Raw genomic sequence first — 25,838 nt, 5'->3', positions numbered from 1 at the left:
CATCGCGATGCCCGGCCTGGCTTGCTGGAATGGTCTGATTATTCGGGGGAATAAGGAAGATCGGGTGTATCCAGCCAATGCGTTAAAAAGTGGGAAACGGCCTGGTTGCGGCAGTCTCCGATAACCGGTAAATGCGGCAGCTCTGCCTTGAGCTGCGCCATGGCGTTGCCCATAATCACCCCGCGCCCGACGCTGCCCAGCATCTCGCGGTCGTTCATCGCGTCACCAAACGCCATACAATCCTGCAGCGTCAGGCCAAGATGCCGGCTAAGTACCGCCAGAGCCGCGCCTTTATTACAGCCATTCGGCAGCACTTCCAGGCAGTCAACGGCCGAGAAGCACATATGCGCGCGCTCGCCCAGGGCTTCAGTAAGCTGAACTTTCAGCCGCTGGAGATCCTGATGATCGCCGCAGAAGCACACTTTGGTGACCTCGTGCGCCGGCATGCGTTTTAAATCACAGATATGGTAGCGGAAGCCGCTAAAGATATGCGCCTGCAGCAGCTCGGGGATCGCCTGCCCGGTAAACCAACCGCCGTCGTTGAATACGTGCATGCTGGCAGTCGTATCCCAGGTGCCGTGCAGTACGAGTTCAGCGACGCCCGGATCGAGATCGCATTGATGCAGCACCTCCCCCTCCAGGGAGTGGATGCGCGTGCCGTTGCCGGTAATCAGGAACGCATCGAGCGCAAACTCGCCGATCACGTGGCGCATTTCCAGGGCATGGCGGCCGGTGGCAAAGGTCAGGGTAATATCGCGCTCACGCAGGCGTTTCAGGGTCGAAAGCGTGCGTTCTCCCAGACGATGGTCCGGCATTAACAGCGTACCGTCCATATCAAATGCAGCGAGTCTTGCCATGTTTTGCTCCCGGAGGTGAGGTGGGTTTTGCTTGTGTTCCAGTATTGCCTGAGATATACGGAAGTAATAGTGAATAGATATTTTTTGTTGTTCCGGGTTTATAAGCCGCGCTAGTGCGACTCCGAAGGGGAGAGGCCGAAGGACAGGCAAGATAATCGCCGCAGGCAACACAACCAACGTAAAGACAGCCTTGCCAGGTAAAGTGGATATACACAAAATCATTCGACCTGCATCAAGGCGGCAAGTGCGCGAATCCCCGGGAGCTTACTCCAGTAAGTGACTGGGGTGAGCAATTGCAAGCAACACAAGCAACACAAGAAACTCAAGCAACGCGACCAACACAGAGACAGCCTTGCCAGGTAAAGTGGATATACACAAAATCATTCGACCTGCATCAAGGCGGCAAGTGCGCGAATCCCCGGGAGCTTACTCCAGTAAGTGACTGGGGTGAGCAAGCGCGGCCAACGCAGAGGCAGGTTGAAGGATGAAGTGTATATGAGATTACTGAACAGGCTGAACCAGTACCAGCGCCTCTGGCTGCCTTCTTCCGGCGCTCCGCAGCAGGTTACCGTGGGCGAGCTGGCTGAGCGCTGTTTTTGCAGCGAACGTCATATCCGCACGCTGTTACGCCAGGCGCAGGAGGCCGGCTGGCTGAGCTGGCAGGCCAGTTCCGGTCGCGGCAAGCGCGGCACTCTTCTTTTTCACACTTCGCCTGAGATGCTGCGTAATGAGATGATGGAGCTGGCGCTCAATAGCGGGCAGCAGAAAAACGCGCTCGAGCTGGCCCAGCTGGCGCCGGTCGATCTTAAAGCGCTGCTGTCGCCGTTCCTCGGCGGCCAGTGGCAGAACAATACGCCGACCCTGCGGATCCCCTACTATCGCCCGCTCGAGCCGCTGCGGCCCGGCTTTTTACCCGGCCGGGCGGAGCAGCACCTCGCCGGGCAGATATTTTCCGGCCTGCTGCGCTTTGATGCGCAAAGTACCTGTCCGATGGGGGATCTGGCCCACCACTGGCAGGTCTCGGCGGACGGATTGCGCTGGCATTTTTACATCCGCTCGACGCTGTTCTGGCACAACGGCGACCCGATAGAGACGCCTCAGCTACGCCAGCGTCTGCTGATGCTGCTCACGATCCCGGCCCTGCGTACGCTCTTCGCCAGCATCAGCCGGATTGATGTTACCCACGCCCAGCGTCTGACTATTACACTGCATCGTCCGGACTACTGGCTGCCGTTTCGCCTTGCCAGCTATTGCAGCGTCCTCGCGCATCCGGACGATCCGACGATTGGCAGCGGCCCGTTTCGCCTCAAGCTGTTGAGCCCCGAGCTGGTGCGGCTGGAGAATCACCCCCGCTACCATCTGAATCATCCGCTCATCCAGGCCGTCGAATATTGGATAACCCCGCAGCTTTTCGAGCAGGATTTAGGCACCAGCTGCCGCCATCCGGTGCAGATAACGATTGGCGATGCTGACGAGCTGGCCCATCTTCGTCAGGTCAGCAATAGCATTAGCCTGGGCTTTTGCTACCTGACGCTGCGCCAAAGCCCTCGTCTAAGCAAAGCTCAGGCCCAGCGGCTGGTGGCGCTTATTCACCGCTCTTCGCTGCTGGAAACGCTGCCGCTCGACGAAGATCTGATTACTCCCAGCAACGAAGTGCTTCCCGGATGGTCAATTCCGCAGGAGCCTGAAGATCGGCAGGTAGCGCTGCCCGAGCGGCTTACCCTGCTCTACCATCTGCCGGTTGAGCTGCATACCATGGCCGAACAGCTACGGCAGCGGCTAAGCGAGCTCGGCTGTTGCCTGACGCTTATTTTTCACGATGCCAAAAACTGGGACGGCTGCCAGGCACTGGCGCAGGCAGATTTGATCATGGGCGATCGCCTGATCGGCGAGGCGCCGGAATATACGCTTGAGCAGTGGCTACGCTGCGACGCCATGTGGCCAAACTTACTGACCGGGGCGCAGTATGCTCATCTGCAGGCCACGCTTGATGCGGTCCAAACGCAGCCGGATGAGCGCAGCCGCAACGATGCTTTGCGTAACGTATTCAACAGGTTGATGGACGACGCCATCATGACGCCGCTGTTCAATTATAATTATCGCATTAGCGCCCCGCCGGGAGTTAACGGCCTGCGCCTTAACGCGCGCGGCTGGTTTGATTTCGCCAGCGCCTGGCTGCCGGCCTCATCGCCGTGATGAAGCTGGTCGCCGCGCCCATCAAGCGCTACCATACTGCTTTCATTTTAATAGCCAGGAATGACCATGAAACGCGCCGTAGTTGTCTTCAGCGGAGGACAAGATTCAACGACCTGTCTGGTGCAGGCTCTGAAACAGTATGATGAAGTGCACTGCGTCACTTTTGACTATGGACAGCGCCACCGCGCAGAGATCGACGTCGCTCGCGAGCTGGCGCTAAAGCTGGGCGCCGTGGCCCATAAGGTGCTCGACGTCACCCTGCTTAACGAACTTGCGGTGAGCAGCCTGACCCGCGATAGCATTCCGGTTCCGGACTACGAACCGGACGCCAGCGGTATTCCGAATACCTTCGTTCCCGGACGTAATATCCTCTTTTTAACCCTGACGGCGATCTACGCCTATCAGGTTAAGGCAGAGGCGATCATCACCGGCGTTTGCGAAACCGACTTCTCCGGCTATCCCGACTGCCGGGACGAGTTCGTGAAGGCCCTTAACCATGCCGTTAATCTGGGTATGGCAAAAGATATCCGCTTTGAAACGCCGCTGATGTGGCTCAACAAGGCTGAGACCTGGGCGCTGGCCGACTACTGGGGCCAGCTGGAGCTGATTCGCAGCGAAACCCTGACCTGCTATAACGGCATTAAGGGTGACGGCTGCGGGCAGTGCGCCTCCTGTAACCTGCGCGCCAACGGCCTGAATCAGTACCAGGCCGATAAGGTCGGCATCATGGCCCTGATGAAGCAGAAAACGGGCTTGCGCTAAGCATCGCCGGGCGCTTGCCCCGCCCGCGCTTCGCGTCGCGGGGAAAGTGCCCTGGTATGGGTGGGGCGTGGCGGAAAATATGGTCGCCAGCCCTTTCCGCTACAGCTCCATCTGCTCGAGCTTCTCGCGCAGCTCACCGTCCAGCGGCAGCGCCTTCTGAGTTTTCAAATCGATACAGACAAAGGTAATCATCGCATCGGCGACCACTTCCCCTTCGGGATTGAGGGTTACCGTCTGGCTTAAGGTGCCGCTTTTGCCGTTCAGCTGCTGCAGGTGGCTGGTGACGGTTAACACGTCTCCAAGGACCGCCGGACGACGATAGTTAATATTGATGTTCACCACCACGAAGGCGATATTGCGGGCGGTCATCCAGTGGAACGCCGCGCTGTTTTCCAGGCCATCCCAGCGCGCCTCCTCGAGGAACTCGAGGTAGCGGGCATTATTAACGTGCTGATAAACGTCCAGGTGATAGCCGCGAACTTTTATTTGTGTCTGCATAGCGCAAGTGCCTTTGTCTTATTATCGTTGATGAGGTAAGAGGTCACACCACTTGTGTGACCTCTTTAGTCTGGCAAAAATTTACGCTGCTGCAAGCCCCGGGCGCAAAATTACAGGGTGAGGTGCGCCAGGTTTCGCTCTACCAGCGCATGACCCATTCCGGGAACCTGCTTGAGATCGTCGATGGTCTTAAACGGTCCAAACTCTTCACGATAGCTCACAATCCCCTGCGCTTTCTTCAGGCCTACGCCATTCAGCGCCTCCATCAGGTCCTGCGCGCTGGCGCTATTGATGCTGACCTTCGTCGCCCCCGACTCCCCCACTTTGGCTGAGTCGGGCGCTTTAGCCCGCGCGCTCTCCTTACCTGTCGACAGCGACGACTTTCCTGTCGCCACCTGCGCCTTGCCCTCGGCAGGCGCCCCCAGCGCCACAGGGCTTCCCGCAGCGCAAAGTAATGCGGCGGCAACAACGATCGCTTTCACTTTTGGTTTCATGCTGTGTTCTCCTTTTTTGTGGACAGCAGAGCCACGATAGCGAGCGGAGAAAAGGAGGACAAAAGGCGAATGCCAGAAATGGAAAAGGCCGCGAAAGCGGCCTTTGGGGATTGCATTACGTTACTTGCTTTTGCGAGTATGCGCGAAATTACTGCTGCTGATCGACGATATCGCCGAGCTTAATTTTCGCTGATTTACGCAGGCTGCTCATCAGCGCTTCGAAAGCAATCTGAGCATTGTTTTGCGTGATACCCTGCACCATGGCCTGTTTCTGCTCAGCCGGCATGTCGCCTGCTTTAACGGCATCCAGAGCCAGCAGGACCACGTTACCGTTCGCATCGCTGCCCACGCCGTAGCTTGCTTTACCCTGCTGCGGCAGCGGCAGAGCAAACGCGGCCTGGCTCAGCGGATCCTGTCCGGTACGCGCCAGCGTCTGCGCCGCGCCGAAGCTTAAGCCAGCGGCCTTCATCGCGTCATCGCCTTTGCCGTCTTTCAGGGCAGCCAGCAGTTTGTCCGCATCGAGCTTAGCCTGCTGCTCGGCTTTGGTATGCTTAACGATATCCGTCACCTGCGCTTTGACTTCCGCCAGCGGCTTAACGGCCTGCGCTTTATGCTCGCTGATGCGCACAACAAAGGCGCGATCGCCATCAACGGTGATGATATCGGAGTTGCTGCCCGGTGCGCCGTTTTCGCCCACCAGGCCACCGTTAAAGATAGCGTCGGCGACCGGCTTAAAGTTCAGCTCCTCCGGCAGGTTGTCGTGTCCGAACCAGCCGGTTTCAACAACCTTAACGTCTGCAACCTGTGCTGCACCGGCCAGAGATTCGTTATCGTTGCTGGCGGCATCGCTCACCTTCTGCTGCAGCGCGTAGTAAGCATCGAGGGCTTTTTCCTGCTTCACCTTCGCTGCGATATCCGCACGAACGTCGGCCAGCGGTTTAACCTGTGCAGGCTGAACGTCAACCAGGCGCACGACCAGGAAACCGACGGAAGATTTGATCACGCCGGAGAGCTGACCTTTTTCTTTCAGCCCGGCCTCTTTCAGCTCGGGAACCGTTGCCGCATCTTCCAGCCAGCCCATATCGCCGCCGTTGCGGGCAGAGATAATGTCGGTAGATTTTTCTTTCGCCAGCGTCGCGAAATCGGCGCCTTTTTTCAGTTCGTCCAGCACGGCCTGCGCGTCAGCTTCGGTCCTGGTCTGAATCACGCTGTAGCGGTTACGCTGCGGCTGAGTGAACTGATCCTGATGCTGGTCATACCAGGACTGAATTTCCGCGTCAGAAGCGTTCTCCTGCATGCTCGCTGCATCCATTTTGATGTAGCTCACGCGGAACTGCTCCGGCGCCATGAAGCGCGCCTGATTCTGCTGATAGTAGGCCTCAACTTCCGCGTCGGTCACCGTCTGCTTCGCCGCCAGCGCGTTGACGTCGATCGTTGCTTCACGCACCACGCGCTGCTGAGAAACCAGCGCCGCCAGCTGGTCGGATTCGCCCGGCAGCATGAAGTCGGTGCCGGCAACGGCGTTAATCAGCTGCTGAGTCGTCAGCTGGTTGCGCAATGCCTGAGCGTACTGGTCGGTAGTCATGCCCATCTGATTAACGATGCCGCCAAAACGTTCGTTATCAAATTTACCGTTAGACTGGAAGGCCTGGGTCTGGAAGATGGCCTGCTTCACCTGGGTATCGCTGACGCTGAGGCCGAGCTCACGCGCGTACTGGTCAAGCAGCGATTCGTCGATCAGGCGGTTCAGCACCTGCTGGCGCATGGTTTTCATGTAGTTTTCGTTGGCCGCCAGTTCAGAGAACTGGTCGCCGAGCTGCTGCTGCATGCGATTACGTTCGCTGGCAACGGCATTTTCAAACTGTGAGCGACCAATTTCCTGGTCATTAACTTTCGCGGCATAATTGCTGCTGCCGCCAATCAGGTAACCACTCACCCCGGTCAAAATGAACGAGACAATGATGATACCGAAAATAATCTTGAGCACGACGCTGTTGGCGGCCGTGCGTAGGTTGTCCATCATGGTGTAACAACGCTCCGCTGTAGATGACTTTAGCTCGCGCAGCATAGCACGTGATGGCCGCCGCGCGTGAGGACCTATTTTGACAACAAAATGGGGTGATTGTCAGCCCACAAGTGTCCGCAAACACACATAAAGTCGCTTTCTGGACAAATAAAAAAGGCACATCTCTCGATGCGCCCTTGTACTTCGTCAAATTCCCTGACGGGAAGCCGATCAGTTGACCGCGTCTTTCAGCGCTTTACCAGCACGGAAACCCGGAACTTTAGCAGCGGCAATAGTAATTTCTTTACCTGTTTGCGGGTTGCGACCGGTACGGGCAGCACGCTCTTTAACAGCAAAAGTACCAAAACCTACCAGCGCAACGTCATCCCCAGCCTGCAGAGATTCAGTAACAGAAGCAATTAAAGCATCTAACGCACGTCCGGCTGCAGCTTTAGAAATGTCCGCACCCGCAGCAATTTTGTCAATCAGTTGAGATTTATTCACTGTTCTCTTCCTCTCTTTATAATTTATATCGCACCAGAATCCTTCGTGGTGCGACCGCGCAGCAGTTATATCAGGACTGTCATGCCCTTACAACAGAGTTGTAGATGACCCCCTGCCAGCGATCTAAGTTAGCTACACAAAAAAAGGCTGGCAAGCACGAATTTACTTACCAGCCCTATTTTTCTTAGCGCAATTTGCGCGAAATCACTATTTCGCCGTGACGACCTGCATGCCGAACGGCTCATTCTGCAGCGCAAGTGCCAGAACTTCTTCGATTCGTTTCACCGGATGGATATCCAAATCGGCGATAACGTTATCTGGAATTTCTTCAAGGTCACGCTTGTTTTCGTCAGGAATCAGAACAGTCTTAATGCCGCCGCGGTGCGCCGCCAGCAGTTTTTCCTTCAGACCACCGATTGGCAGCACCTGGCCGCGCAGGGTAATTTCCCCGGTCATAGCGACATCGGCGCGTACCGGATTGCCCGTCAGACAGGATACCAGCGCGGTACACATCGCAATACCGGCGCTTGGGCCATCTTTCGGCGTTGCCCCTTCCGGTACGTGGACGTGGATATCACGTTTTTCGTAGAAATCTGAGTTAATACCCAGCTTATCCGCACGAGAACGCACCACGGTCAGCGCAGCCTGAATGGACTCCTGCATCACTTCACCGAGCGAACCGGTGTAGGTAAGCTTGCCTTTACCCGGAACGCAGGCGGTTTCGATGGTCAGCAGATCGCCGCCCACTTCCGTCCACGCCAGGCCGGTCACCTGACCTACGCGGTTTTCGCTATCCGCACGACCGTAGTCAAAGCGCTGAACGCCGAGGAAATCGTGCAGGTTATCGCCGTTGATGGTGATGTGCTTAAGCGATTTATCCAGCAGCAGCTGTTTGACCGCCTTACGGCACAGTTTGGAAATTTCACGCTCCAGGCCACGCACGCCCGCTTCACGGGTGTAATAGCGAATGATGCCGACGATCGCGCTGTCTTCAACGGTCAACTCGCCTTTTTTCAGCGCGTTACGCTCGATTTGCTTCGACAGCAGATGCTGTTTCGCGATGTTCAGCTTTTCATCTTCGGTATAGCCGGAGAGACGAATCACTTCCATACGGTCCAGCAGCGGCGCCGGGATATTCATGGAGTTAGAGGTCGCCACGAACATCACGTCGCTCAGATCGTAGTCCACTTCCAGATAGTGGTCGTTAAAGGCCACGTTCTGTTCAGGATCCAGCACTTCCAGCAGAGCTGACGCCGGATCGCCGCGCATGTCGGAGGACATTTTGTCGATCTCATCGAGCAGGAACAGCGGGTTTTTAACCCCCACTTTCGCCATTTTCTGGATCAGTTTACCCGGCATTGAGCCGATGTAGGTCCGGCGGTGACCGCGGATTTCCGCTTCATCACGCACGCCGCCCAGCGCCATACGCACGTACTTACGTCCGGTGGCTTTGGCGATGGATTGACCCAGAGAGGTTTTACCCACCCCAGGCGGCCCAACCAGGCACAGGATCGGCCCTTTGAGCTTGTTCACGCGGCTCTGCACTGCGAGGTACTCAAGGATGCGATCCTTCACGCGTTCCAGACCGTAGTGGTCGGTATCGAGGATCTCCTGCGCCTGGCGCAGATCCTTTTTAACCTTGCTGCGGGCGTTCCACGGCACCTGCACCATCCAGTCGATGTAGCCGCGCACGACGGTGGCTTCCGCCGACATCGGCGACATCATCTTCAGCTTTTGCAGTTCCGCTTCGGTTTTTTCTTTCGCCTCTTTCGGCATTTTCGCGGCGTCGATTTTACGCTTCAACGCTTCGTTTTCGTCCGGGGCGTCGTCCATCTCGCCGAGCTCTTTCTGGATGGCCTTCATCTGCTCATTCAGATAGTACTCACGCTGGGACTTTTCCATCTGCTTTTTAACGCGGTTGCGAATACGCTTCTCAACCTGCAGCAGATCGATTTCTGACTCCATCATCGCCATCAGATACTCCAGACGTTCGTTAACGTCTGACATCTCCAGCACGGACTGTTTGTCCGCCAGCTTCAGCGGCATGTGCGCCGCGATGGTGTCCGCCAGGCGCGCGGGATCGTCGATGCTATTCAGCGACGTCAGCACTTCCGGGGGGATTTTTTTGTTCAGCTTGATGTAGCCTTCAAACTGACCGATAGCCGTGCGAACCAGGACTTCCTGCTCGCGCTCTTCAATAGCAGGCGATTCGAGGTACTCCGCTTTCGCTGAAAAATGCTCGCCGTCGTCGGATAACGCGGAAATACGCGCCCGCTGCAGGCCTTCAACCAGCACTTTTACCGTGCCATCAGGCAGCTTCAGCATCTGTAAAATTGACGCCACGGTCCCGACGGTGAAAAGATCATTTACACCCGGCTCATCCGTTGAAGCTTCTTTCTGCGCAACCAGCATGATTTTTTTATCATGGTCCATAGCCGCTTCAAGACAACGGATAGATTTTTCCCGCCCTACAAACAGGGGTATGACCATGTGCGGATAAACCACCACATCGCGCAACGGCAATACGGGGATTTCAATGCGTTCAGAACGCTCAGGATTCATAGAGCTCTCTCTTAGTTTAAAGTCCGCCAGGTAGCCGGCGGCACGAATCTCGATCGCGTCGCCGTTAATATGTAATCCAGTATATGGGGATGTAATCCACACATTCAACGGCAGGAATGCAGGAAAAACAAAAGGGGAGATAAAATCCCCCCTTTTTGGTTAACTGCTTGAGCGAGTTGGCTAATTATTCACCAGACGCCTGCTGCGCTTCCGGTTTCCCGTAAATCAGCAGCGGCTTGCTTTGTCCGTCGATAACCGAGGCGTCGATGACCACTTTTTCGACGTCTTCCATTGAAGGAAGATCGTACATGGTATCGAGCAGCGCCGCTTCTACGATAGAACGCAGGCCGCGGGCGCCGGTTTTGCGCGCCATCGCTTTTTTGGCGATAGCGTCCAGCGCTTCATCACGGAACTCCAGCTCAGCACCTTCCAGATTGAACAGCGCCTGATACTGCTTGGTCAGGGCGTTTTTCGGCTCTTTCAGGATTTGAATCAGCGCGTCTTCGCTCAGCTCATTGAGGGTCGCCACCACCGGCAGACGGCCGATAAACTCGGGGATCAGACCAAACTTGATCAGATCTTCCGGCTCAACCTGAGAGAGCAGCTCGCCTTCGCTGGCCTTGTCGGATTTCGCTTTTACCGTCGCGCCGAAACCAATTCCGGAACCGGTCTCTACGCGATGAGAAATCACTTTATCCAGGCCGGCAAACGCACCGCCGCAGATAAACAGAATCTTGGAGGTATCAACCTGCAAGAACTCCTGCTGCGGATGCTTGCGCCCGCCCTGAGGCGGAACGGCGGCAACGGTGCCTTCGATAAGCTTCAGCAGCGCCTGCTGCACGCCTTCACCGGAAACATCGCGGGTAATCGACGGGTTATCCGACTTACGGGAAATTTTGTCGATTTCATCGATATAAACGATGCCGCGCTGCGCTTTCTGCACGTCGTAGTCGCATTTCTGCAGCAGTTTCTGAATGATGTTTTCGACGTCCTCACCCACATAACCGGCTTCGGTCAGGGTGGTGGCGTCAGCCATGGTGAAGGGTACATCCAGCAGGCGAGCCAGCGTTTCCGCCAGCAGAGTCTTACCGGAGCCCGTCGGCCCAATCAGCAGAATGTTGCTTTTACCCAGCTCTACGCCGTTGCTGGTATCGCCATTGCGCAGGCGCTTGTAGTGGTTGTATACCGCCACTGCCAGCACTTTTTTCGCCGGTTCCTGGCCGATAACGTAATCGTCAAGATGGTGGCGAATCTCGTGCGGAGTCGGCAGCGCGCTGCGCTCGCGATGCGGCGCCACTTCTTTAATCTCTTCGCGAATGATGTCGTTACATAAATCAACGCATTCGTCGCAGATATACACGGATGGCCCGGCGATCAGCTTACGCACTTCATGCTGGCTTTTGCCGCAAAAAGAGCAATACAACAATTTGCCCGATCCATCTTTGCGTTTATCTGTCATGAGTCCAAACCTCTTATTAAGTTCTTTGTGCCGCACACGACGACGCAAATGCCATTCTCAGGCGCAAGCCGCTGGTAAGCGTTGTGCCGCCCTACTTCAGACAAGTATAGCGGCACCCTTGCGCCAGGGGCATCAATTACGATGGGTCAAAATGGAATCGACCAGGCCGTATTCCACCGCTTCTGATGCAGACAGGAAGCGGTCACGCTCGGTGTCGCGCTCAATCTGCTCAAGGGATTGACCCGTATGGTGTGCCATCAGTTCATTCATGCGCCCCTTCACTTTCAGAATTTCACGGGCGTGAATTTCGATATCCGTTGCCTGACCCTGATAGCCGCCCAGCGGCTGGTGGATCATCACGCGGGAATTCGGCAGGCAGAAACGCTTGCCTTTTGCCCCTGCGGTCAGCAGGAATGCGCCCATGGACGCCGCCTGGCCCATACAAATGGTGCTCACGTCAGGCTTGATGAACTGCATGGTGTCATAAATCGACATCCCGGCGGTAATCACCCCGCCTGGAGAGTTAATGTACAGGTAAATGTCTTTTTCCGGGTTTTCTGCTTCCAGAAAAAGCATCTGCGCCACGATCAGGTTCGCCATATGGTCTTCCACCTGGCCGGTCAGAAAAATGACGCGCTCCTTGAGCAGACGGGAATAGATATCAAAAGAACGTTCACCGCGCGAGGTCTGTTCAATGACCATCGGCACCAGGGCCATATGGGGTGCAAAGTTATCTCGTTCGCCACTGTATGACATTTCCGTCTCCTGGATTAATTTTGAATAAACCTGCTGCACTGATTGTAACCTTATGGACGGATTATCAGCCAGAGTCTTCTGCCCGTCATCATTCGAATTACCGCTGCTTAAGCTGAATTCCTGCGTCCTCAATGATGGCGGCCAGACACGCTTCGTCATTATGCATGATTTCACGCGTGCAGTTACGTTCCCCGGTAATGGGGGCGTTGTCGCCATAATTCAAGCATAACAATCTTTTGTCGTAACGCTATCACTGAAATCGGCTTTTCGCACTCGTCCTAACGCCATCATTGTTCTAAAAAAAAACCCGCAGCCTCTCGGCAACGGGTTTTGCTCGAACCTTAAACCGCCGGGCGAAATTACGCCTGCTGGTTCATCAGCTCGCTGAAGGAGGTCGCTTTCTCGGAAACTTTAGCTTTCGCCAGTACCGCTTCAACAGCCTGCTCTTCCAGAGCTACGTTACGCATGTTGTCCATCAGTTCGTTGTTTTTGCTGTAGAACTCAACAACTTCAGTCGGATCTTCGTAAGCAGAAGCCATCTCTTCGATCAGGCCTTTCACGCGGTCTTCGTCAGCTTTCAGCTCGTTGGTACGAATCACTTCGCCCAGCAGCAGGCCAACAACAACGCGGCGTTTAGCCTGCTCTTCGAACAGCTCACGCGGCAGTTCCAGAGCCTGGTTTTCGTTACCACCAAAGCGCTGAGCAGCCTGACGACGCAGAACGTCGATTTCGCTGTCGATCAGTGCCGCAGGAACGTCGATTTCGTTAGCCTTCACCAGACCTTCGATAGCCTGAGTCTTCACGCGGTTACGCACGGCGCCTTTCAGCTCGCGATCCATGTTTTTACGCACTTCAGCGCGCAGACCTTCTACGGAACCATCTTCAACGCCGAAACGTTTGATGAATTCTGCAGTCAGTTCCGGCAGCTCACGCTCTTCAACTTTCTTCAGGTTAATAACGAACTTAGCCGCTTTACCTTTCAGAGTTTCTGCGTGGTACTCTTCCGGGAAGGTCACTTCGATAGTGAACTCTTCGCCAGCTTTGTGGCCTTTGATACCGTCTTCAAAGCCCGGGATCATACGACCCTGGCCCATCGCCAGTACGAAGTCAGACGCTTTGCCGCCTTCGAACTCTTCGCCGTCAACGGAACCGCTGAAGTCGATGGTTACGCGGTCTTCTGCATCAACAGCGCCGTCTTTGTCTTTCCAGTTCGCCTGCTGCTTACGCAGGGTGTCCAGCATGGTGTCGACGTCAGCTTCGGTCACTTCAACAACCGGTTTTTCAACTTCGATCGCGTCCAGACCCTGCAGCTCAACTTCCGGATAAACTTCGAATTCTACCGCGTAGGTGAAGTCTTCACCCAGCTTGTATTCGCCCGGAACATAGTTCGGTGCGCCAGCCGGATTGATTTTCTCTTTGATGATCGCGTCAACGAAGTGACGGCTCATCAGGTCACCCAGCACGTCCTGGCGAACGGATGCGCCATAACGCTGAGCGACAACATTCATCGGCACTTTACCCTTGCGGAAGCCGTCAATGCGAACTTTTTTCGCTACGTTGACCAGCTCGCTTTTGACAGCATTCTCGATGCTGTCAGCAGCGATAGTAATCGTTACACGGCGCCCAAGGCCCTGAGTGGTTTCAACTGAAACTTGCATCTTGTTACCTCAAAAAAATCACAGTGCTCGGTCAACTCTGGAAGCGCGTGTAGGTTGCTTCGCAGAACCGGGATGCCCTCTTCACTTCAGAAACACATTCCCTGTCGTCAGAATCATCCCGAAGACATTCATATAAGACGCGGCATTATAGCGGCATCACTTTTGTGAGTCGAGAACGGTTGTCGCCCACTGCTGCGGCATTTTTCACATTTCTCGTGCAAATTTACCTGTAAAAGTGTCCATAGCGCACATTTTCCAGGCAAAATAAAACGGCCCGTAGGCCGTTTTCTGATAAATCTTCACGCAACATACTGGAAAAGCTCCGGCGGTTGCAAATAGGATTTCTACGCGATGCTTCCAGCCCCGCGACAGGCAGGGGAGGCAAAGACGGTGTCCTGGAGTCCTTCCCACTCTTTAATCGTATAGGTATGCAGCGCCAGCGCGTGCACGGGGCCAGACAGCTCCTCGGTCAACGTACCGTAAATCATACGGTGACGGCTGAGAAAACGCTCGCCGGTGAAACGATCGCTCACCAGCACCACTTTAAAATGACTTTCGGAGCCCGCGGGAACATTGTGGCGATAACTTTCATCCACGACTTCGAGATACACGGGGTCGAACGCTGCCCTAAGTTTTGCTTCGATCTGTTCACGTATCATCATGAATTTTCTCCTCCGACAACGCTGAGATGCCGCCATTCCTTTTAAATGTTAGCCGCTTTTACCGTTTCCATTACCGGAAAACAACAAAAAATTAGCATTTCTCTGATATTTTCATTCAAAAGTATCAAGTTTACTGGCTCTGCGTGTCGTAATCTCCGTCTGGATCGCCATAAAAATGGGAAGACGGCCAGAAAACGCACTGCGAGATGAATTTACATACGTTGCCACTTCCCCTCGCCGTTGGCGATGTTATGATGACGGCAATTTTCCTCATAACAACACCATGCCTTGAGACCCCTGAACATGTTTAAGAAAATTCTTTTCCCGCTGGTCGCAATGTTTATGCTGGCAGGATGCGCCACACCGCCGACCACTATTGATGTCTCGCCGAAAATGTCCCTGCCTCAGCAGGATCCGAGCCTGATGGGCGTTACCGTCAGCATTAACGGCGCCGACCAGCGTCCGGACCAGGCCCTGGCCAAAGTGACCCGCGATAATCAGCAGGTTACCCTGACCGCCTCCCGCGATCTCCGCTTCCTGCTGCAGGAAGTGCTGGAGAAACAGATGACCGCCCGCGGCTATATGATTGGGCCGAACGGCGCCGTCGATCTGCAAATCATCGTGAATAAACTGTACGCCGACGTTTCCCAGGGCAACGTGCGTTACAACATCGCCACCAAGGCGGATATCGCCATCATCGCCACCGCGGCGAACGGCACCAGGATGACCAAAAACTACCGCGCCAGCTATTCCGTGGAGGGCGCATTCCAGGCTACCAATAAGAATATCGCCAATGCGGTGAACAGCGTTCTGACCGACACTATCGCCGACATGGCGCAGGACACCAGCATCCACGACTTCATCAAGCAAAACGCGCGTTAATAAAATCACGAACCCGGCCGGCGGTCGGGTTCGTGCTACAGGCCCATGTCCAGTCACTACTTACGTATTTTTCAGCAGCCTAAATCAGCTATTTTGCTGATCCTTGGCTTTGCTTCCGGTTTGCCTCTCGCCCTCACCTCCGGCACGCTGCAGGCGTGGATGACCGTCGAGAATATCGATCTGAAAACCATCGGTTTCTTTTCGCTTGTCGGCCAGGCCTACGTCTTCAAGTTCCTGTGGTCACCGGTTATGGACCGCTACACGCCGCCGTTTCTCGGCAGGCGCCGCGGCTGGCTGCTGACGACGCAGTTTCTGCTGCTTATCGCCATCGCGGCCATGGGCTTCCTTGAACCCTCGACGCAGCTGCGCTGGATGGCGGCGCTGGCGGTGGTGATTGCCTTCTGTTCCGCATCGCAGGATATCGTCTTCGACGCGTGGAAAACCGACATTCTGGCCGCCGAGGAGCGCGGAGCCGGCGCCGCGGTTAGCGTGCTGGGCTACCGCCTGGGGATGCTGGTTTCCGGCGGCCTGGCACTGTGGCTGGCCGACCGCTGGCTGGGCTGGCAGGGCATGTACTGGCTGATGGCCGCGCTGCTGGTTCCGTGCATCATCGCCACCCTGCTGGCGCCGGAGCCCAGCGACGCGATCCCGGTACCGAAAAGCCTTGAGCAGGCCGTCGCGGAACCGCTTCGCGATTTCTTCGGCCGCAACAACGCCTGGCTGATCCTGCTGTTAATCGTCCTTTATAAGCTCGGCGACGCTTTTGCGATGAGCCTGACGACCACTTTTCTGATCCGCGGCGTCGGTTTTGACGCCGGTGAGGTGGGGATGGTGAATAAAACGCTGGGGCTGTTTGCCACGATCGTCGGTGCTCTCTACGGCGGCGTATTGATGCAGCGCCTGACCCTGTTTCGCGCCCTGCTGATTTTCGGCCTGCTGCAGGGGGTCTCCAACGCCGGCTACTGGCTGCTGTCGATTACCGATAAGCATATTTACACGATGGCCACGGCGGTATTTTTTGAAAACCTGTGCGGCGGGATGGGGACCGCGGCGTTTGTCGCGCTATTGATGACGCTGTGCAATAAATCGTTCTCCGCCACCCAGTTTGCGCTGCTGTCGGCGCTCTCTGCCGTCGGGCGCGTGTACGTCGGGCCGATTGCCGGCTGGTTTGTTGAAGCCCACGGCTGGCCGACGTTTTATCTCTTCTCGGTGGTGGCGGCCGTTCCTGGCATCGTACTGCTGCTTATCTGTCGGCGCACCCTGGAACATACCCAGCGCACGGAGACGTTTATGCCGCGCACGCATTATCGGCAGGCCTATTCCCTGGCCCTGATCGTGTTGGCTATCGGCTGCACCATGCTGGCGGTCTGGCTGCTGCTGCTGGTGCTGAACGCCCTCGATTACACCGCGTTCTCCTTCTTAACCGACCTGCTGGAGATTGCGGCGCTGACCGCCATTGGCGGCATTTTGCTCGGCAGCCTGCTGGACTATCTGGCGCTGCGCAAAACGGAGCTGGCTTAGGTTGCCGCGTTCTGCGGGGCCCAGCGCGCCTGGGCCCGCGACTGCCGACAGTGGGAATAAGTCGTTTTAATCACTAAACGTAATTATAACGGCTTATTAACGATTTTATATTTTCCTTTTTTCATTTGTTGTTTTGTGCGCTTTACATTTTGGGAAATTATTGACAACTTTTATTCAATTCATTAAATAATTTAAACGATTCAGCAAAGGGCGTTTATTTCCTCTCGCCGTCGATGTCTTTTATTTGATAATTAAATGTTAATTAGTTGTGCTATTTTCTCGATAGTTATACTCATTACCCCATAAGCGACTTCATTCTTATCCCTTTCGTTATAGATCCAGCGCAAATCAGGCTTTGCAAGCGACAGCGTCACACTCGGTTACATATGTGACAAAGCAAGCAGAACCCACTAACACGGAACTGACACAGCTCCAATCATGTTTACAGTAATGCAACCTTCCCGTAAAATGCCCGCACACTTTAAGCGCCACCAGATTCCGTGGAATTGAGGTCGTTCAATGAGACTTAGGAAATACAATAAAAGTTTGGGATGGATGTCATTAATCGCAGGTACTGTATTACTCAGTGGTTGTGATTCTGCGCTCCTTGACCCAAAAGGACAGATTGGACTGGAGCAACGTTCTTTGATACTGACGGCCTTTGGCCTGATGATGATTGTCGTTATTCCCGCCGTCTTAATGGCAGTAGGATTTGCCTGGAAGTATCGCGCGAGCAATAAAGATGCGAAGTATAGCCCGAACTGGTCACACTCCAACAAAGTTGAAGCTGTGGTCTGGACGGTTCCTATCCTGATCATCCTGTTCCTGGCCGTTCTGACCTGGAAAACCACTCACGCACTCGAGCCAAGCAAACCGCTAGCTCACGAAGAGAATCCGATCGTCATCGAAGTTGTTTCGATGGACTGGAAATGGTTCTTTATTTATCCGGAACAGGGTATTGCTACCGTCAACGAAATCGCCTTCCCGGCGAACGTACCGGTACACTTCAAAGTGACCTCTAACTCCGTGATGAACTCGTTCTTTATCCCACGTTTAGGCAGCCAGATTTACGCAATGGCCGGGATGCAGACTCAGCTGCACCTCATCGCGAACGAAACTGGTACTTATGACGGTATCTCCGCCAGCTACAGCGGCCCGGGCTTCTCAGGAATGAAGTTCAAAGCTTTCGCCACGCCGGATCGTGCATCCTTCGATCAGTGGGTAGCGAAAGTTAAACAGTCTTCGAACACCATGGACTCCATGGCTGCCTTCGAAAAAGTGGCTGCGCCTAGCGAATACAACAAAGTGGAATACTTCTCTAACGTGAAGCCAGATTTGTTTAAAGACGTTATCGGCAAATTCATGTCTCACGGCAAGAGCATGGACATGTCCCAACCTGAAGGCGAGCACGCAGCGCACGAAGGAATGGAAGGCATGGACATGAGCCACGCGGAAACCGCTCACTAAGGGACCGAGGAAGAAAACGATGTTCGGAAAACTAACACTGGATGCAGTGCCCTATCACGAACCTATTATCGTGATTACGGTAGCTGCAATCATCATCGGGGGACTGGCGCTTCTGGCGGCAATCACTTACTTCGGTAAGTGGTCCTACCTATGGAAAGAGTGGCTGACTTCGGTTGACCACAAACGACTCGGTATCATGTACGTCATCGTAGCAATCGTTATGCTGCTGCGTGGCTTTGCTGACGCCGTCATGATGCGTAGCCAGCAGGTGCTGGCCTCGGCCGGGGATGCGGGCTTCCTGCCTCCTCACCACTACGATCAGATCTTTACCGCCCACGGCGTTATCATGATCTTCTTCGTAGCGATGCCGTTTGTTATCGGTCTGATGAACCTCGTTGTTCCGCTGCAGCTCGGCGCGCGCGACGTGGCGTTCCCGTTCCTTAACAACCTGAGCTTCTGGTTCACCGTTGTTGGCGTGATCCTGGTTAACCTCTCTCTGGGCGTCGGTGAGTTCGCGCAGACCGGTTGGCTGGCCTACCCGCCGCTATCGGGAATCGAGTACAGCCCGGGCGTTGGGGTCGATTACTGGATCTGGGCTCTCCAGCTGTCCGGTATCGGGACAACCTTAACCGGTATTAACTTCTTTGTGACCATTATCAAGATGCGTGCCCCTGGCATGACGATGTTCAAGATGCCCGTGTTCGCCTGGGCTTCTCTGTGCGCCAACATCCTGATTATTGCTTCCTTCCCAATTCTGACCGTCACCGTCGCGCTGCTGACCCTGGACCGCTACCTGGGCACCCATTTCTTTACCAACGATATGGGTGGCAACATGATGATGTACATCAACCTGATTTGGGCCTGGGGTCACCCGGAAGTGTACATTCTGGTTCTGCCCGTATTCGGCGTGTTCTCCGAAATCGCGGCAACCTTCTCGCGTAAGCGTCTGTTCGGCTATACCTCGCTGGTATGGGCAACCATTTGTATTACCGTTCTGTCGTTCATCGTTTGGCTGCACCACTTCTTCACCATGGGTGCCGGCGCGAACGTTAACGCCTTCTTCGGTATTACAACCATGATTATCGCCATCCCGACCGGGGTGAAGATCTTCAACTGGCTGTTCACTATGTACCAGGGACGTATCGTCCTGAACTCTGCCATGCTGTGGACTATCGGCTTCATCGTCACCTTCTCCGTAGGCGGCATGACCGGTGTACTGCTGGCGGTTCCGGGCGCGGACTTCGTTCTGCACAACAGCCTGTTCCTGATTGCCCACTTCCATAACGTTATTATCGGTGGCGTGGTCTTCGGCTGCTTCGCAGGTCTGACCTACTGGTGGCCAAAAGCCTTCGGCTTCACGCTGAACGAAACCTGGGGCGTACGCGCGTTCTGGTTCTGGATCATCGGCTTCTTCGTAGCGTTTATGCCGCTGTACGTGCTGGGCTTCATGGGGATGACCCGTCGTCTGAGCCAGCAAATCGATCCGCAGTTCCACCCGATGCTGGTTGTTGCAGCCTGCGGCGCGGCGCTGATCGCTTGCGGTATCCTCTGCCAGCTGACTCAGTTCTACGTCTCCATCCGCGATCGCGAGCAAAACCGCGACCTGACCGGTGACCCGTGGGGCGGCCGTACGCTGGAGTGGGCAACCTCTTCACCTCCGCCGTTCTATAACTTTGCTATCGTTCCGAACGTCCACGAGCGCGACGCGTTCTGGGAAATGAAAGAAAAAGGCGAAGCGTACAAGAAACCTGCAGGCTATGAAGAGATTCATATGCCGAAAAACAGCGGCGCCGGCATCGTTATTGCTGCCTTCGCTACGGTGTTTGGTTTCGCGATGATCTGGCATATCTGGTGGATGGCGATTGTTGGCTTTGTCGGCATCGTTGTTACCTGGATTATTAAGAGCTTTGACGAAGACGTGGATTACTACGTGCCTGTTGCAGAAGTCGAAAAACTGGAAGGTCAGCATTTCGATGAAATTAACAAAGCGGGGCTGAAAAATGGCAACTGATACTCTTGCGCATAACGCCCACGGACACGACCACGGGCATCACGATACAGGGCCGATGAAGGTATTCGGCTTCTGGATCTACCTGATGAGCGACTGCATTATCTTCGCCACCCTGTTCGCTACCTATGCCGTTCTGGTGAACGGCACGGCGGGCGGCCCGACCGGTAAAGATATTTTCGAACTGCCGTTCGTTCTGGTTGAAACTGCTCTGCTGCTGTTCAGCTCCATCACCTACGGCATGGCGGCTATCGCCATGTACAAAAACAACAAGAGCCAGGTCGTTTCCTGGCTGGCGCTGACCTTCCTCTTCGGGGCAGGGTTCATCGCGATGGAACTCTATGAATTCCATCACCTGATTGTTGAAGGTATGGGTCCGGATCGCAGCGGCTTCCTGTCAGCGTTCTTCGCGCTGGTAGGCACGCACGGTCTGCACGTCACCTCCGGTCTGATCTGGATGGCGGTGCTGATGTTCCAGGTTTCGCGTCGCGGCCTGACGCCAACTAACCGTACCCGTATCATGTGCCTGAGCCTGTTCTGGCACTTCCTGGACGTGGTGTGGATCTGCGTGTTCTCTGTTGTTTATCTGATGGGGGCAATGTAATGAGTCATTCTACCGATCATAACGGCGCTTCTCACGGCAGCGTTAAGAGCTACATGACAGGGTTTATCCTGTCGATCATTCTGACGGCCATTCCGTTTGCTATGGTTATGAGTGGCTCCGCATCGCATGCGGCTATTCTGGGAACTATCCTGGTCACTGCTATTGTGCAGATCGTGGTACACCTGGTGTACTTCCTGCACATGAACAGCAAATCTGACGAAGGTTGGAACCTGACCGCGTTTATCTTCACCGTAATCATCATTGCTATCGTTGTTATCGGCTCCATCTGGATTATGTGGAACCTGAACTACAACATGATGATGCACTAAGAGCGGCGAGTATGTTTAAGCAATACCTGCAAGTAACGAAACCTGGCATCATTTTCGGCAACCTGATCTCGGTGATCGGCGGTTTCCTGCTGGCCTCTAAGGGCCACATCGACTATCCGCTGTTCGCCTGGACGCTCCTCGGCGTGTCCCTGGTGGTCGCCTCGGGTTGTGTATTCAACAACTACATCGACCGCGATATCGATCGCAAGATGGAACGGACGAAAAACCGGGTGCTGGTCAAAGGGCTGATCTCGCCAGGAGCTTCGCTGGTATACGCCACCTTGCTGGGTATTGCTGGCTTCATGCTCCTGTGGTTTGGCGCTAATCCCTTGGCCTGCTGGCTGGGGGTGATGGGGTTCGTGGTTTATGTCGGCGTCTACAGCCTGTACATGAAGCGCCACTCCGTTTACGGCACGCTGATTGGTTCTCTCTCCGGCGCTGCGCCGCCGGTGATTGGCTACTGTGCGGTTACCGGTAATTTCGATAGCGGTGCCGCCATTCTGCTGGCTATCTTTAGCCTGTGGCAGATGCCTCACTCCTATGCCATCGCGATTTTCCGCTTCAAGGATTATCAGGCGGCAAATATTCCGGTTCTGCCGGTAGTGAAAGGTATCTCGGTTGCCAAGAACCATATCACCGTCTACATCATTGCTTTCGCCGTCGCGACGCTGATGCTCTCTCTGGGTGGCTACGCCGGGTATAAATACCTGGTGGTGGCGGCCGCGGTGAGCGTCTGGTGGCTGGGTATGGCGCTGCGCGGTTACAAAGTGGCCGATGATAAAGTCTGGGCGCGCAAGCTGTTCGTCTTTTCCATCGTCGCTATTACCGCGCTGTCGGTGATGATGTCCGTCGACTTTATGGTGCCGAACTCGCACAATCTGCTGGCCTACGTCGGATAAGATTGGCTCTGTGACAAACCCCGCTTCGGCGGGGTTTTTTATTTGTACCGCTCGCTAATCAGCATCGCCTGCGCCTCCCTGCTTATCTCACGCCCGCCGGATGTGTCGCCCCGTATCGCCCGGCACATAGCCTTCTCTTTCTTCTCCTCCCCTTTATTTCTTCACGGATATCGCCATTTTTCGATCGCCCTCGCACAAACGAAAAATAAATTTCAAATTAATAATAAAATGAAATAAATAATTCCATAATGTGGATGCCGAAATATGCCCCGTCGACGGCGCAAGCGGCAGGAATCACTCAACGTCCCCTCTGACACCCGTGTTTTTGAAAGGAGAGCTCCATGTTAAACGGCATGAAACCCCTGCCCCGTTCCCTTCGCTGGGGGATGGTCGGCGGCGGCGGCACCAGCCAGATTGGCTACAGCCACCGCTCTGCGGCGCTGCGCGACGACGTCTTTACCCTGCTGGCGGGCGCGCTCGATATCGATGCCGAACGCGGGCGTCGGTTTGGCCAGCAGCTCGGCATCGCGCCGGAGCGCTGCTACGCCGACTATCAAACCCTGTTCCGCGAGGAGGCGCTGCGTCCCGATGGCGTCGAGGTGGTGTCGGTCACCACGCCAAACAATACCCACTTTGCGATCGCCAAAGCCGCGCTGGAAGCCGGGCTGCACGTTATCTGCGAAAAGCCGCTGTGCTTCACCGCCGCCGAAGCCAACGAGCTGCTGGCGCTGAGCCGCCGGCAGAACAAAATCGTCGGCGTCACCTACGGCTATGCCGGATATCAGATGGTCCAGCAGGCGCGGCAGATGATCGCCGAAGGGCTGCTCGGCCAGATTCGGGTGATCACCATGCAGTTCGCCCACGGTTTTCATAACGAGGCGATCGAGCTGCAGGCGGAATCGACCCGCTGGCGGGTAACGCCGGAATACGCGGGTCCGAGCTACGTGCTGGGCGATCTCGCAACGCACCCGCTGTTTATCGCCGAAACCATGGTGCCGCAGATCAACATTAAGCGCCTGATGTGCGCCCGCCAGAGCTTCGTTAAGTCCAGGGCGCCGCTGGAAGATAACGCCTTCGTGCTGATGGAGTACGACAACGGTGCGGTCGGTTCGATGTGGACCAGCGCGGTCAACAGCGGCGCCATGCATTCGCAAAAGGTGCGCGTGGTTGGTGAAAAGGCCAGTATCGAATGGTGGGATGAGCGCCCCAATCAGCTCAGCTACGAGGTGCAGGGCGAACCGGTACGGATCCTTGAGCGCGGAATGCCCTACCTCAGCCGCGAGGCGCTGGCGGACGATCGCATCGGCGGCGGCCATCCTGAGGGTCTGTTCGAAGCCTGGGCAAACCTCTACCGCCGCTTCGCTATTGCCATAGATGCGACGGATCGCGGCGACGCCGAGCTGCTGGCAGACTTCTGGTACCCGAACGTCGAGGCTGGCCTGCACGGCGTCTACTGGGTTGAACAATGCGTGAAATCCGCCGACGCCGGCGGCCAGTGGGTTGACTTTAATTTACAATAAATGCTGCATCCCGGTGGGGCTTCCTCCACCGGTTTCTTTATTTCTACCGCACTTACCTCGCCGCGCAACAGACCGGTAATATCTGTTAAACAAACATTTATTTACGCTTCCGGCTCCCCCCACTACACTAGGCGCAGTTTTTAGATTGAGGTGGTAATGAACGATAACAAAATGACGCCAGGCGAACTGCGCGCGACCTGGGGTTTGGGAACCGTATTCTCGCTGCGTATGCTCGGCATGTTTATGGTTCTGCCGGTTCTAACCACCTACGGTATGGCATTACAGGGCGCCAGCGAGGCGCTTATCGGTCTGGCGATTGGTATTTATGGACTGGCCCAGGCCCTGTTTCAGATCCCGTTCGGCCTGCTTTCCGACCGTATCGGCCGCAAGCCGCTGATCGTAGGCGGCCTGCTGATCTTCGTTATTGGCAGCGTTATCGCCGCGCTCAGCGACTCCATCTGGGGCATTATTCTCGGCCGGGCGCTGCAGGGCTCCGGGGCGATTGCCGCCGCGGTCATGGCGCTCCTTTCCGATTTAACCCGCGAGCAGAACCGCACCAAAGCGATGGCCTTTATTGGCGTCAGCTTCGGCGTAACCTTTGCTATCGCCATGGTACTGGGGCCGATAGTCACCCACCAGCTGGGCCTGCACGCCCTGTTCTGGATGATCGCCGGACTGGCGTCAATGGGCATTCTGCTCACCCTGTGGGTGGTGCCCAACAGCCATAATCACGTGCTGAACCGCGAATCAGGCATGGTAAAAGGCTGCTTTAGCAAAGTGCTCGCCGAGCCAAAGCTGCTGAAGCTCAATTTCGGCATTATGTGCCTGCACATCATGCTGATGTCGACATTCGTCGCCCTTCCCGGCCAGCTGGAGGCCGCAGGCTTCCCCGCCGCTGAGCACTGGAAGATTTATCTGGTGACCATGCTTATCTCTTTTGTCTCGGTCGTGCCGTTTATCATCTATGCCGAAGTGAAGCGCAAGATGAAGCAGGTCTTCGTGTTCTGCGTTGCGCTGCTGCTGGTCGCCGAAATCGTCCTGTGGGGCGCGGGCGGATACTTCTGGGAGCTGGTCGCGGGGGTTCAGCTGTTCTTCCTCGCCTTTAACCTGCTGGAAGCGCTGCTGCCGTCGTTGATTAGCAAAGAGTCGCCGGCCGGGTATAAAGGCACCGCGATGGGCATCTACTCCACCAGCCAGTTTCTCGGCGTGGCGATTGGCGGCGCGCTCGGCGGCTGGGTTGACGGCTTCTTCGATTCGCAGACCGTGTTCCTGCTCGGCGCGCTGCTGGCGATGCTGTGGCTGCTGGTTGCCGGAACGATGAGCGAGCCGCCGTACGTCAGCAGCCTGAGAATTGAAATCCCGGGTGAGGTGGCCGTTGATGATTCACTGCAGACGCGTCTGCTGGCCCTCGACGGGGTGAAGCAGGCGCTGGTGGTGGCCGAAGAGCGTTCGGTCTACGTCAAAATCGACAGCAAGCTGACCAATCGCTTTGAGGTTGAGCAGGCGATAAAAGGAAGTTAAAAAAAGCGGGGATAACCCGCTTTTTTATTAGTCGCGGAAGTTCTTGAACTGGAACGGCTGGCCTAAATCGCCGCCGCGCACCAGCGCCATTACCGCCTGCAGATCGTCACGCGCCTTGCCGGTCACGCGGATCTCTTCGCCCTGAATCTGCGCCTGCACCTTCAGCTTGCTGTCTTTGATGAGCTTAACGATTTTTTTCTGCATCGTGCTCTCAATGCCCTGCTTCAGTTTGGCATCCACAAACCAGGTTTTACCGCTGTGCACGAACTCTTCCGGCACCTCGAGAGAGCTGCCCTCAATGCCGCGCTTCAGCAGCTTAGCGCGCAGAATATCCAGCAGCTGGTTAATCTGGAAATCAGACTCGCTGAGAACCTTGATGGTCTCATTTTTTTCGTTCAGCTCAAAGCTGGCTTCCACGTTACGAAAATCAAAACGCGATTCAACTTCACGGGTCGCATTCTCTACGGCGTTTCGAACTTCCTGAAGATCGACTTCAGAGACAATATCGAAAGATGGCATCTTTTCCTCTCCTTTCGTTTCTTTTGCGTTGCATAATACCTGCAACACGGCATAACTCAACTGGTTATCCCGCAAGCATAGCTGACGGCGCTATGCTCCAGGTTTTTCCCGCCGCGGCGGCATTGGCTGCAGCAGGAAGGACAACGAGTATATAC

At 55.4% G+C, this 25,838-nt stretch carries 22 protein-coding genes; 11 read left to right on the top strand and 11 right to left on the bottom strand.

Features of this window, described 5'->3' with window-relative positions; genetic code table 11:
* Positions 1-38: 38 nt before the first annotated feature.
* On the bottom strand, positions 39-857 hold the full coding sequence (gene cof / locus PFH44_RS02105) for an HMP-PP phosphatase (RefSeq protein WP_283824164.1): 819 nt from the start codon (positions 855-857) through the stop codon (positions 39-41).
* A 495-nt stretch (positions 858-1,352) separates the two neighbouring features.
* Between cof and PFH44_RS02100 the strand changes: the two genes are divergently transcribed.
* Together PFH44_RS02100 and queC are read left to right on the top strand one after the other, a co-directional pair.
* Entirely contained in the window at positions 1,353-3,053 is a 1,701-nt protein-coding gene (locus tag PFH44_RS02100) for an SgrR family transcriptional regulator (RefSeq protein WP_241782530.1), read from the top strand.
* Positions 3,054-3,119: 66 nt separating this feature from the next.
* Entirely contained in the window at positions 3,120-3,815 is a 696-nt protein-coding gene (gene queC, locus PFH44_RS02095; protein WP_041144324.1) for a 7-cyano-7-deazaguanine synthase QueC, read from the top strand.
* Positions 3,816-3,914: 99 nt separating this feature from the next.
* Here the strand turns inward: queC and PFH44_RS02090 are convergent, their stop codons facing one another.
* The 9 genes from PFH44_RS02090 to bolA all read right to left on the bottom strand — a co-directional run bounded on the left by PFH44_RS02090 (position 3,915) and on the right by bolA (position 14,413).
* Positions 3,915-4,313: a YbgC/FadM family acyl-CoA thioesterase gene (locus tag PFH44_RS02090; protein WP_041144323.1), complete on the bottom strand. Its 399-nt coding sequence runs from the start codon at positions 4,311-4,313 to the stop codon at positions 3,915-3,917.
* Between the two features lie 110 nt (positions 4,314-4,423).
* Positions 4,424-4,807, bottom strand: coding sequence for a ComEA family DNA-binding protein (locus tag PFH44_RS02085; RefSeq protein ID WP_283824163.1), 384 nt, complete (start codon positions 4,805-4,807; stop codon positions 4,424-4,426).
* 148 nt (positions 4,808-4,955) lie between these two features.
* Positions 4,956-6,830, bottom strand: coding sequence for a peptidylprolyl isomerase (gene ppiD, locus PFH44_RS02080; protein WP_283824162.1), 1,875 nt, complete (start codon positions 6,828-6,830; stop codon positions 4,956-4,958).
* 213 nt (positions 6,831-7,043) lie between these two features.
* The gene (gene hupB, locus PFH44_RS02075) at positions 7,044-7,316 is read right to left on the bottom strand and encodes a nucleoid-associated protein HU-beta (RefSeq protein WP_002444653.1); all 273 of its coding nucleotides are present in this window, start codon (positions 7,314-7,316) and stop codon (positions 7,044-7,046) included.
* A 207-nt stretch (positions 7,317-7,523) separates the two neighbouring features.
* Positions 7,524-9,878, bottom strand: a complete 2,355-nt coding sequence (gene lon / locus PFH44_RS02070; RefSeq protein ID WP_045854219.1) for an endopeptidase La — start codon at positions 9,876-9,878, stop codon at positions 7,524-7,526.
* Positions 9,879-10,062: 184 nt separating this feature from the next.
* Complete coding sequence (clpX, locus tag PFH44_RS02065) at positions 10,063-11,337, bottom strand: ATP-dependent protease ATP-binding subunit ClpX (RefSeq protein WP_045854218.1); 1,275 nt, start codon at positions 11,335-11,337, stop codon at positions 10,063-10,065.
* Between the two features lie 132 nt (positions 11,338-11,469).
* Positions 11,470-12,093: an ATP-dependent Clp endopeptidase proteolytic subunit ClpP gene (gene clpP / locus PFH44_RS02060; RefSeq protein ID WP_003021624.1), complete on the bottom strand. Its 624-nt coding sequence runs from the start codon at positions 12,091-12,093 to the stop codon at positions 11,470-11,472.
* A gap of 359 nt (positions 12,094-12,452) precedes the next feature.
* Positions 12,453-13,751, bottom strand: coding sequence for a trigger factor (gene tig, locus PFH44_RS02055; RefSeq protein WP_041144318.1), 1,299 nt, complete (start codon positions 13,749-13,751; stop codon positions 12,453-12,455).
* 344 nt (positions 13,752-14,095) lie between these two features.
* On the bottom strand, positions 14,096-14,413 hold the full coding sequence (gene bolA, locus PFH44_RS02050) for a transcriptional regulator BolA (RefSeq protein WP_041144317.1): 318 nt from the start codon (positions 14,411-14,413) through the stop codon (positions 14,096-14,098).
* Positions 14,414-14,716: 303 nt separating this feature from the next.
* On the opposite strand from bolA, the gene PFH44_RS02045 reads away from it, so the two are divergent.
* From PFH44_RS02045 to PFH44_RS02005, 9 genes are all read left to right on the top strand, one after another.
* Positions 14,717-15,295: a lipoprotein gene (locus tag PFH44_RS02045; RefSeq protein WP_045854217.1), complete on the top strand. Its 579-nt coding sequence runs from the start codon at positions 14,717-14,719 to the stop codon at positions 15,293-15,295.
* A gap of 45 nt (positions 15,296-15,340) precedes the next feature.
* A complete protein-coding gene (gene ampG / locus PFH44_RS02040; protein WP_283824161.1) occupies positions 15,341-16,816 on the top strand; it encodes a muropeptide MFS transporter AmpG in 1,476 nt (491 codons plus the stop codon).
* 519 nt (positions 16,817-17,335) lie between these two features.
* Positions 17,336-18,283, top strand: a complete 948-nt coding sequence (gene cyoA / locus PFH44_RS02035; RefSeq protein ID WP_045854215.1) for a cytochrome o ubiquinol oxidase subunit II — start codon at positions 17,336-17,338, stop codon at positions 18,281-18,283.
* A 19-nt stretch (positions 18,284-18,302) separates the two neighbouring features.
* A complete protein-coding gene (cyoB, locus tag PFH44_RS02030; RefSeq protein ID WP_045854214.1) occupies positions 18,303-20,294 on the top strand; it encodes a cytochrome o ubiquinol oxidase subunit I in 1,992 nt (663 codons plus the stop codon).
* On the top strand, positions 20,284-20,895 hold the full coding sequence (locus PFH44_RS02025; protein WP_041144312.1) for a cytochrome o ubiquinol oxidase subunit III: 612 nt from the start codon (positions 20,284-20,286) through the stop codon (positions 20,893-20,895). The genes cyoB and PFH44_RS02025 overlap by 11 nt, the downstream gene beginning before the upstream one ends.
* Positions 20,895-21,224: a cytochrome o ubiquinol oxidase subunit IV gene (locus PFH44_RS02020; RefSeq protein WP_283824160.1), complete on the top strand. Its 330-nt coding sequence runs from the start codon at positions 20,895-20,897 to the stop codon at positions 21,222-21,224. Before PFH44_RS02025 ends, PFH44_RS02020 begins: the two co-directional genes overlap by 1 nt.
* Before the next feature lie 11 nt (positions 21,225-21,235).
* A complete protein-coding gene (gene cyoE / locus PFH44_RS02015; protein WP_045854212.1) occupies positions 21,236-22,123 on the top strand; it encodes a heme o synthase in 888 nt (295 codons plus the stop codon).
* A gap of 341 nt (positions 22,124-22,464) precedes the next feature.
* On the top strand, positions 22,465-23,643 hold the full coding sequence (locus PFH44_RS02010; RefSeq protein WP_283824159.1) for a Gfo/Idh/MocA family protein: 1,179 nt from the start codon (positions 22,465-22,467) through the stop codon (positions 23,641-23,643).
* Positions 23,644-23,799: 156 nt separating this feature from the next.
* Positions 23,800-25,164, top strand: coding sequence for an MFS transporter (locus PFH44_RS02005; RefSeq protein ID WP_045854210.1), 1,365 nt, complete (start codon positions 23,800-23,802; stop codon positions 25,162-25,164).
* Between the two features lie 27 nt (positions 25,165-25,191).
* Here PFH44_RS02005 and PFH44_RS02000 read toward each other — a convergent pair whose 3' ends face one another.
* Complete coding sequence (locus PFH44_RS02000) at positions 25,192-25,683, bottom strand: YajQ family cyclic di-GMP-binding protein (RefSeq protein WP_041144301.1); 492 nt, start codon at positions 25,681-25,683, stop codon at positions 25,192-25,194.
* Between the last annotated feature and the right edge of the window lie 155 nt (positions 25,684-25,838).

It is taken from the genome of Klebsiella sp. Ech2A, assembly GCF_030078455.1.
In the GTDB taxonomy this organism is placed as follows: Bacteria; Pseudomonadota; Gammaproteobacteria; order Enterobacterales; family Enterobacteriaceae; genus Klebsiella; species Klebsiella terrigena.
This window is presented reverse-complemented; position numbering and strand designations above follow the sequence as displayed.

Bases quoted from the DNA above. Each gene is read 5' to 3' on its own strand.
- cof (WP_283824164.1), bottom strand. From the start codon at position 857: ATGGCAAGACTCGCTGCATTTGATATGGACGGTACGCTGTTAATGCCG.
- PFH44_RS02100 (WP_241782530.1), top strand. From the start codon at position 1,353: ATGAGATTACTGAACAGGCTGAACCAGTACCAGCGCCTCTGGCTGCCT.
- queC (WP_041144324.1), top strand. From the start codon at position 3,120: ATGAAACGCGCCGTAGTTGTCTTCAGCGGAGGACAAGATTCAACGACC.
- PFH44_RS02090 (WP_041144323.1), bottom strand. From the start codon at position 4,313: ATGCAGACACAAATAAAAGTTCGCGGCTATCACCTGGACGTTTATCAG.
- PFH44_RS02085 (WP_283824163.1), bottom strand. From the start codon at position 4,807: ATGAAACCAAAAGTGAAAGCGATCGTTGTTGCCGCCGCATTACTTTGC.
- ppiD (WP_283824162.1), bottom strand. From the start codon at position 6,830: ATGATGGACAACCTACGCACGGCCGCCAACAGCGTCGTGCTCAAGATT.
- lon (WP_045854219.1), bottom strand. From the start codon at position 9,878: ATGAATCCTGAGCGTTCTGAACGCATTGAAATCCCCGTATTGCCGTTG.
- clpX (WP_045854218.1), bottom strand. From the start codon at position 11,337: ATGACAGATAAACGCAAAGATGGATCGGGCAAATTGTTGTATTGCTCT.
- clpP (WP_003021624.1), bottom strand. From the start codon at position 12,093: ATGTCATACAGTGGCGAACGAGATAACTTTGCACCCCATATGGCCCTG.
- tig (WP_041144318.1), bottom strand. From the start codon at position 13,751: ATGCAAGTTTCAGTTGAAACCACTCAGGGCCTTGGGCGCCGTGTAACG.
- bolA (WP_041144317.1), bottom strand. From the start codon at position 14,413: ATGATGATACGTGAACAGATCGAAGCAAAACTTAGGGCAGCGTTCGAC.
- PFH44_RS02045 (WP_045854217.1), top strand. From the start codon at position 14,717: ATGTTTAAGAAAATTCTTTTCCCGCTGGTCGCAATGTTTATGCTGGCA.
- ampG (WP_283824161.1), top strand. From the start codon at position 15,341: ATGTCCAGTCACTACTTACGTATTTTTCAGCAGCCTAAATCAGCTATT.
- cyoA (WP_045854215.1), top strand. From the start codon at position 17,336: ATGAGACTTAGGAAATACAATAAAAGTTTGGGATGGATGTCATTAATC.
- cyoB (WP_045854214.1), top strand. From the start codon at position 18,303: ATGTTCGGAAAACTAACACTGGATGCAGTGCCCTATCACGAACCTATT.
- PFH44_RS02025 (WP_041144312.1), top strand. From the start codon at position 20,284: ATGGCAACTGATACTCTTGCGCATAACGCCCACGGACACGACCACGGG.
- PFH44_RS02020 (WP_283824160.1), top strand. From the start codon at position 20,895: ATGAGTCATTCTACCGATCATAACGGCGCTTCTCACGGCAGCGTTAAG.
- cyoE (WP_045854212.1), top strand. From the start codon at position 21,236: ATGTTTAAGCAATACCTGCAAGTAACGAAACCTGGCATCATTTTCGGC.
- PFH44_RS02010 (WP_283824159.1), top strand. From the start codon at position 22,465: ATGTTAAACGGCATGAAACCCCTGCCCCGTTCCCTTCGCTGGGGGATG.
- PFH44_RS02005 (WP_045854210.1), top strand. From the start codon at position 23,800: ATGAACGATAACAAAATGACGCCAGGCGAACTGCGCGCGACCTGGGGT.
- PFH44_RS02000 (WP_041144301.1), bottom strand. From the start codon at position 25,683: ATGCCATCTTTCGATATTGTCTCTGAAGTCGATCTTCAGGAAGTTCGA.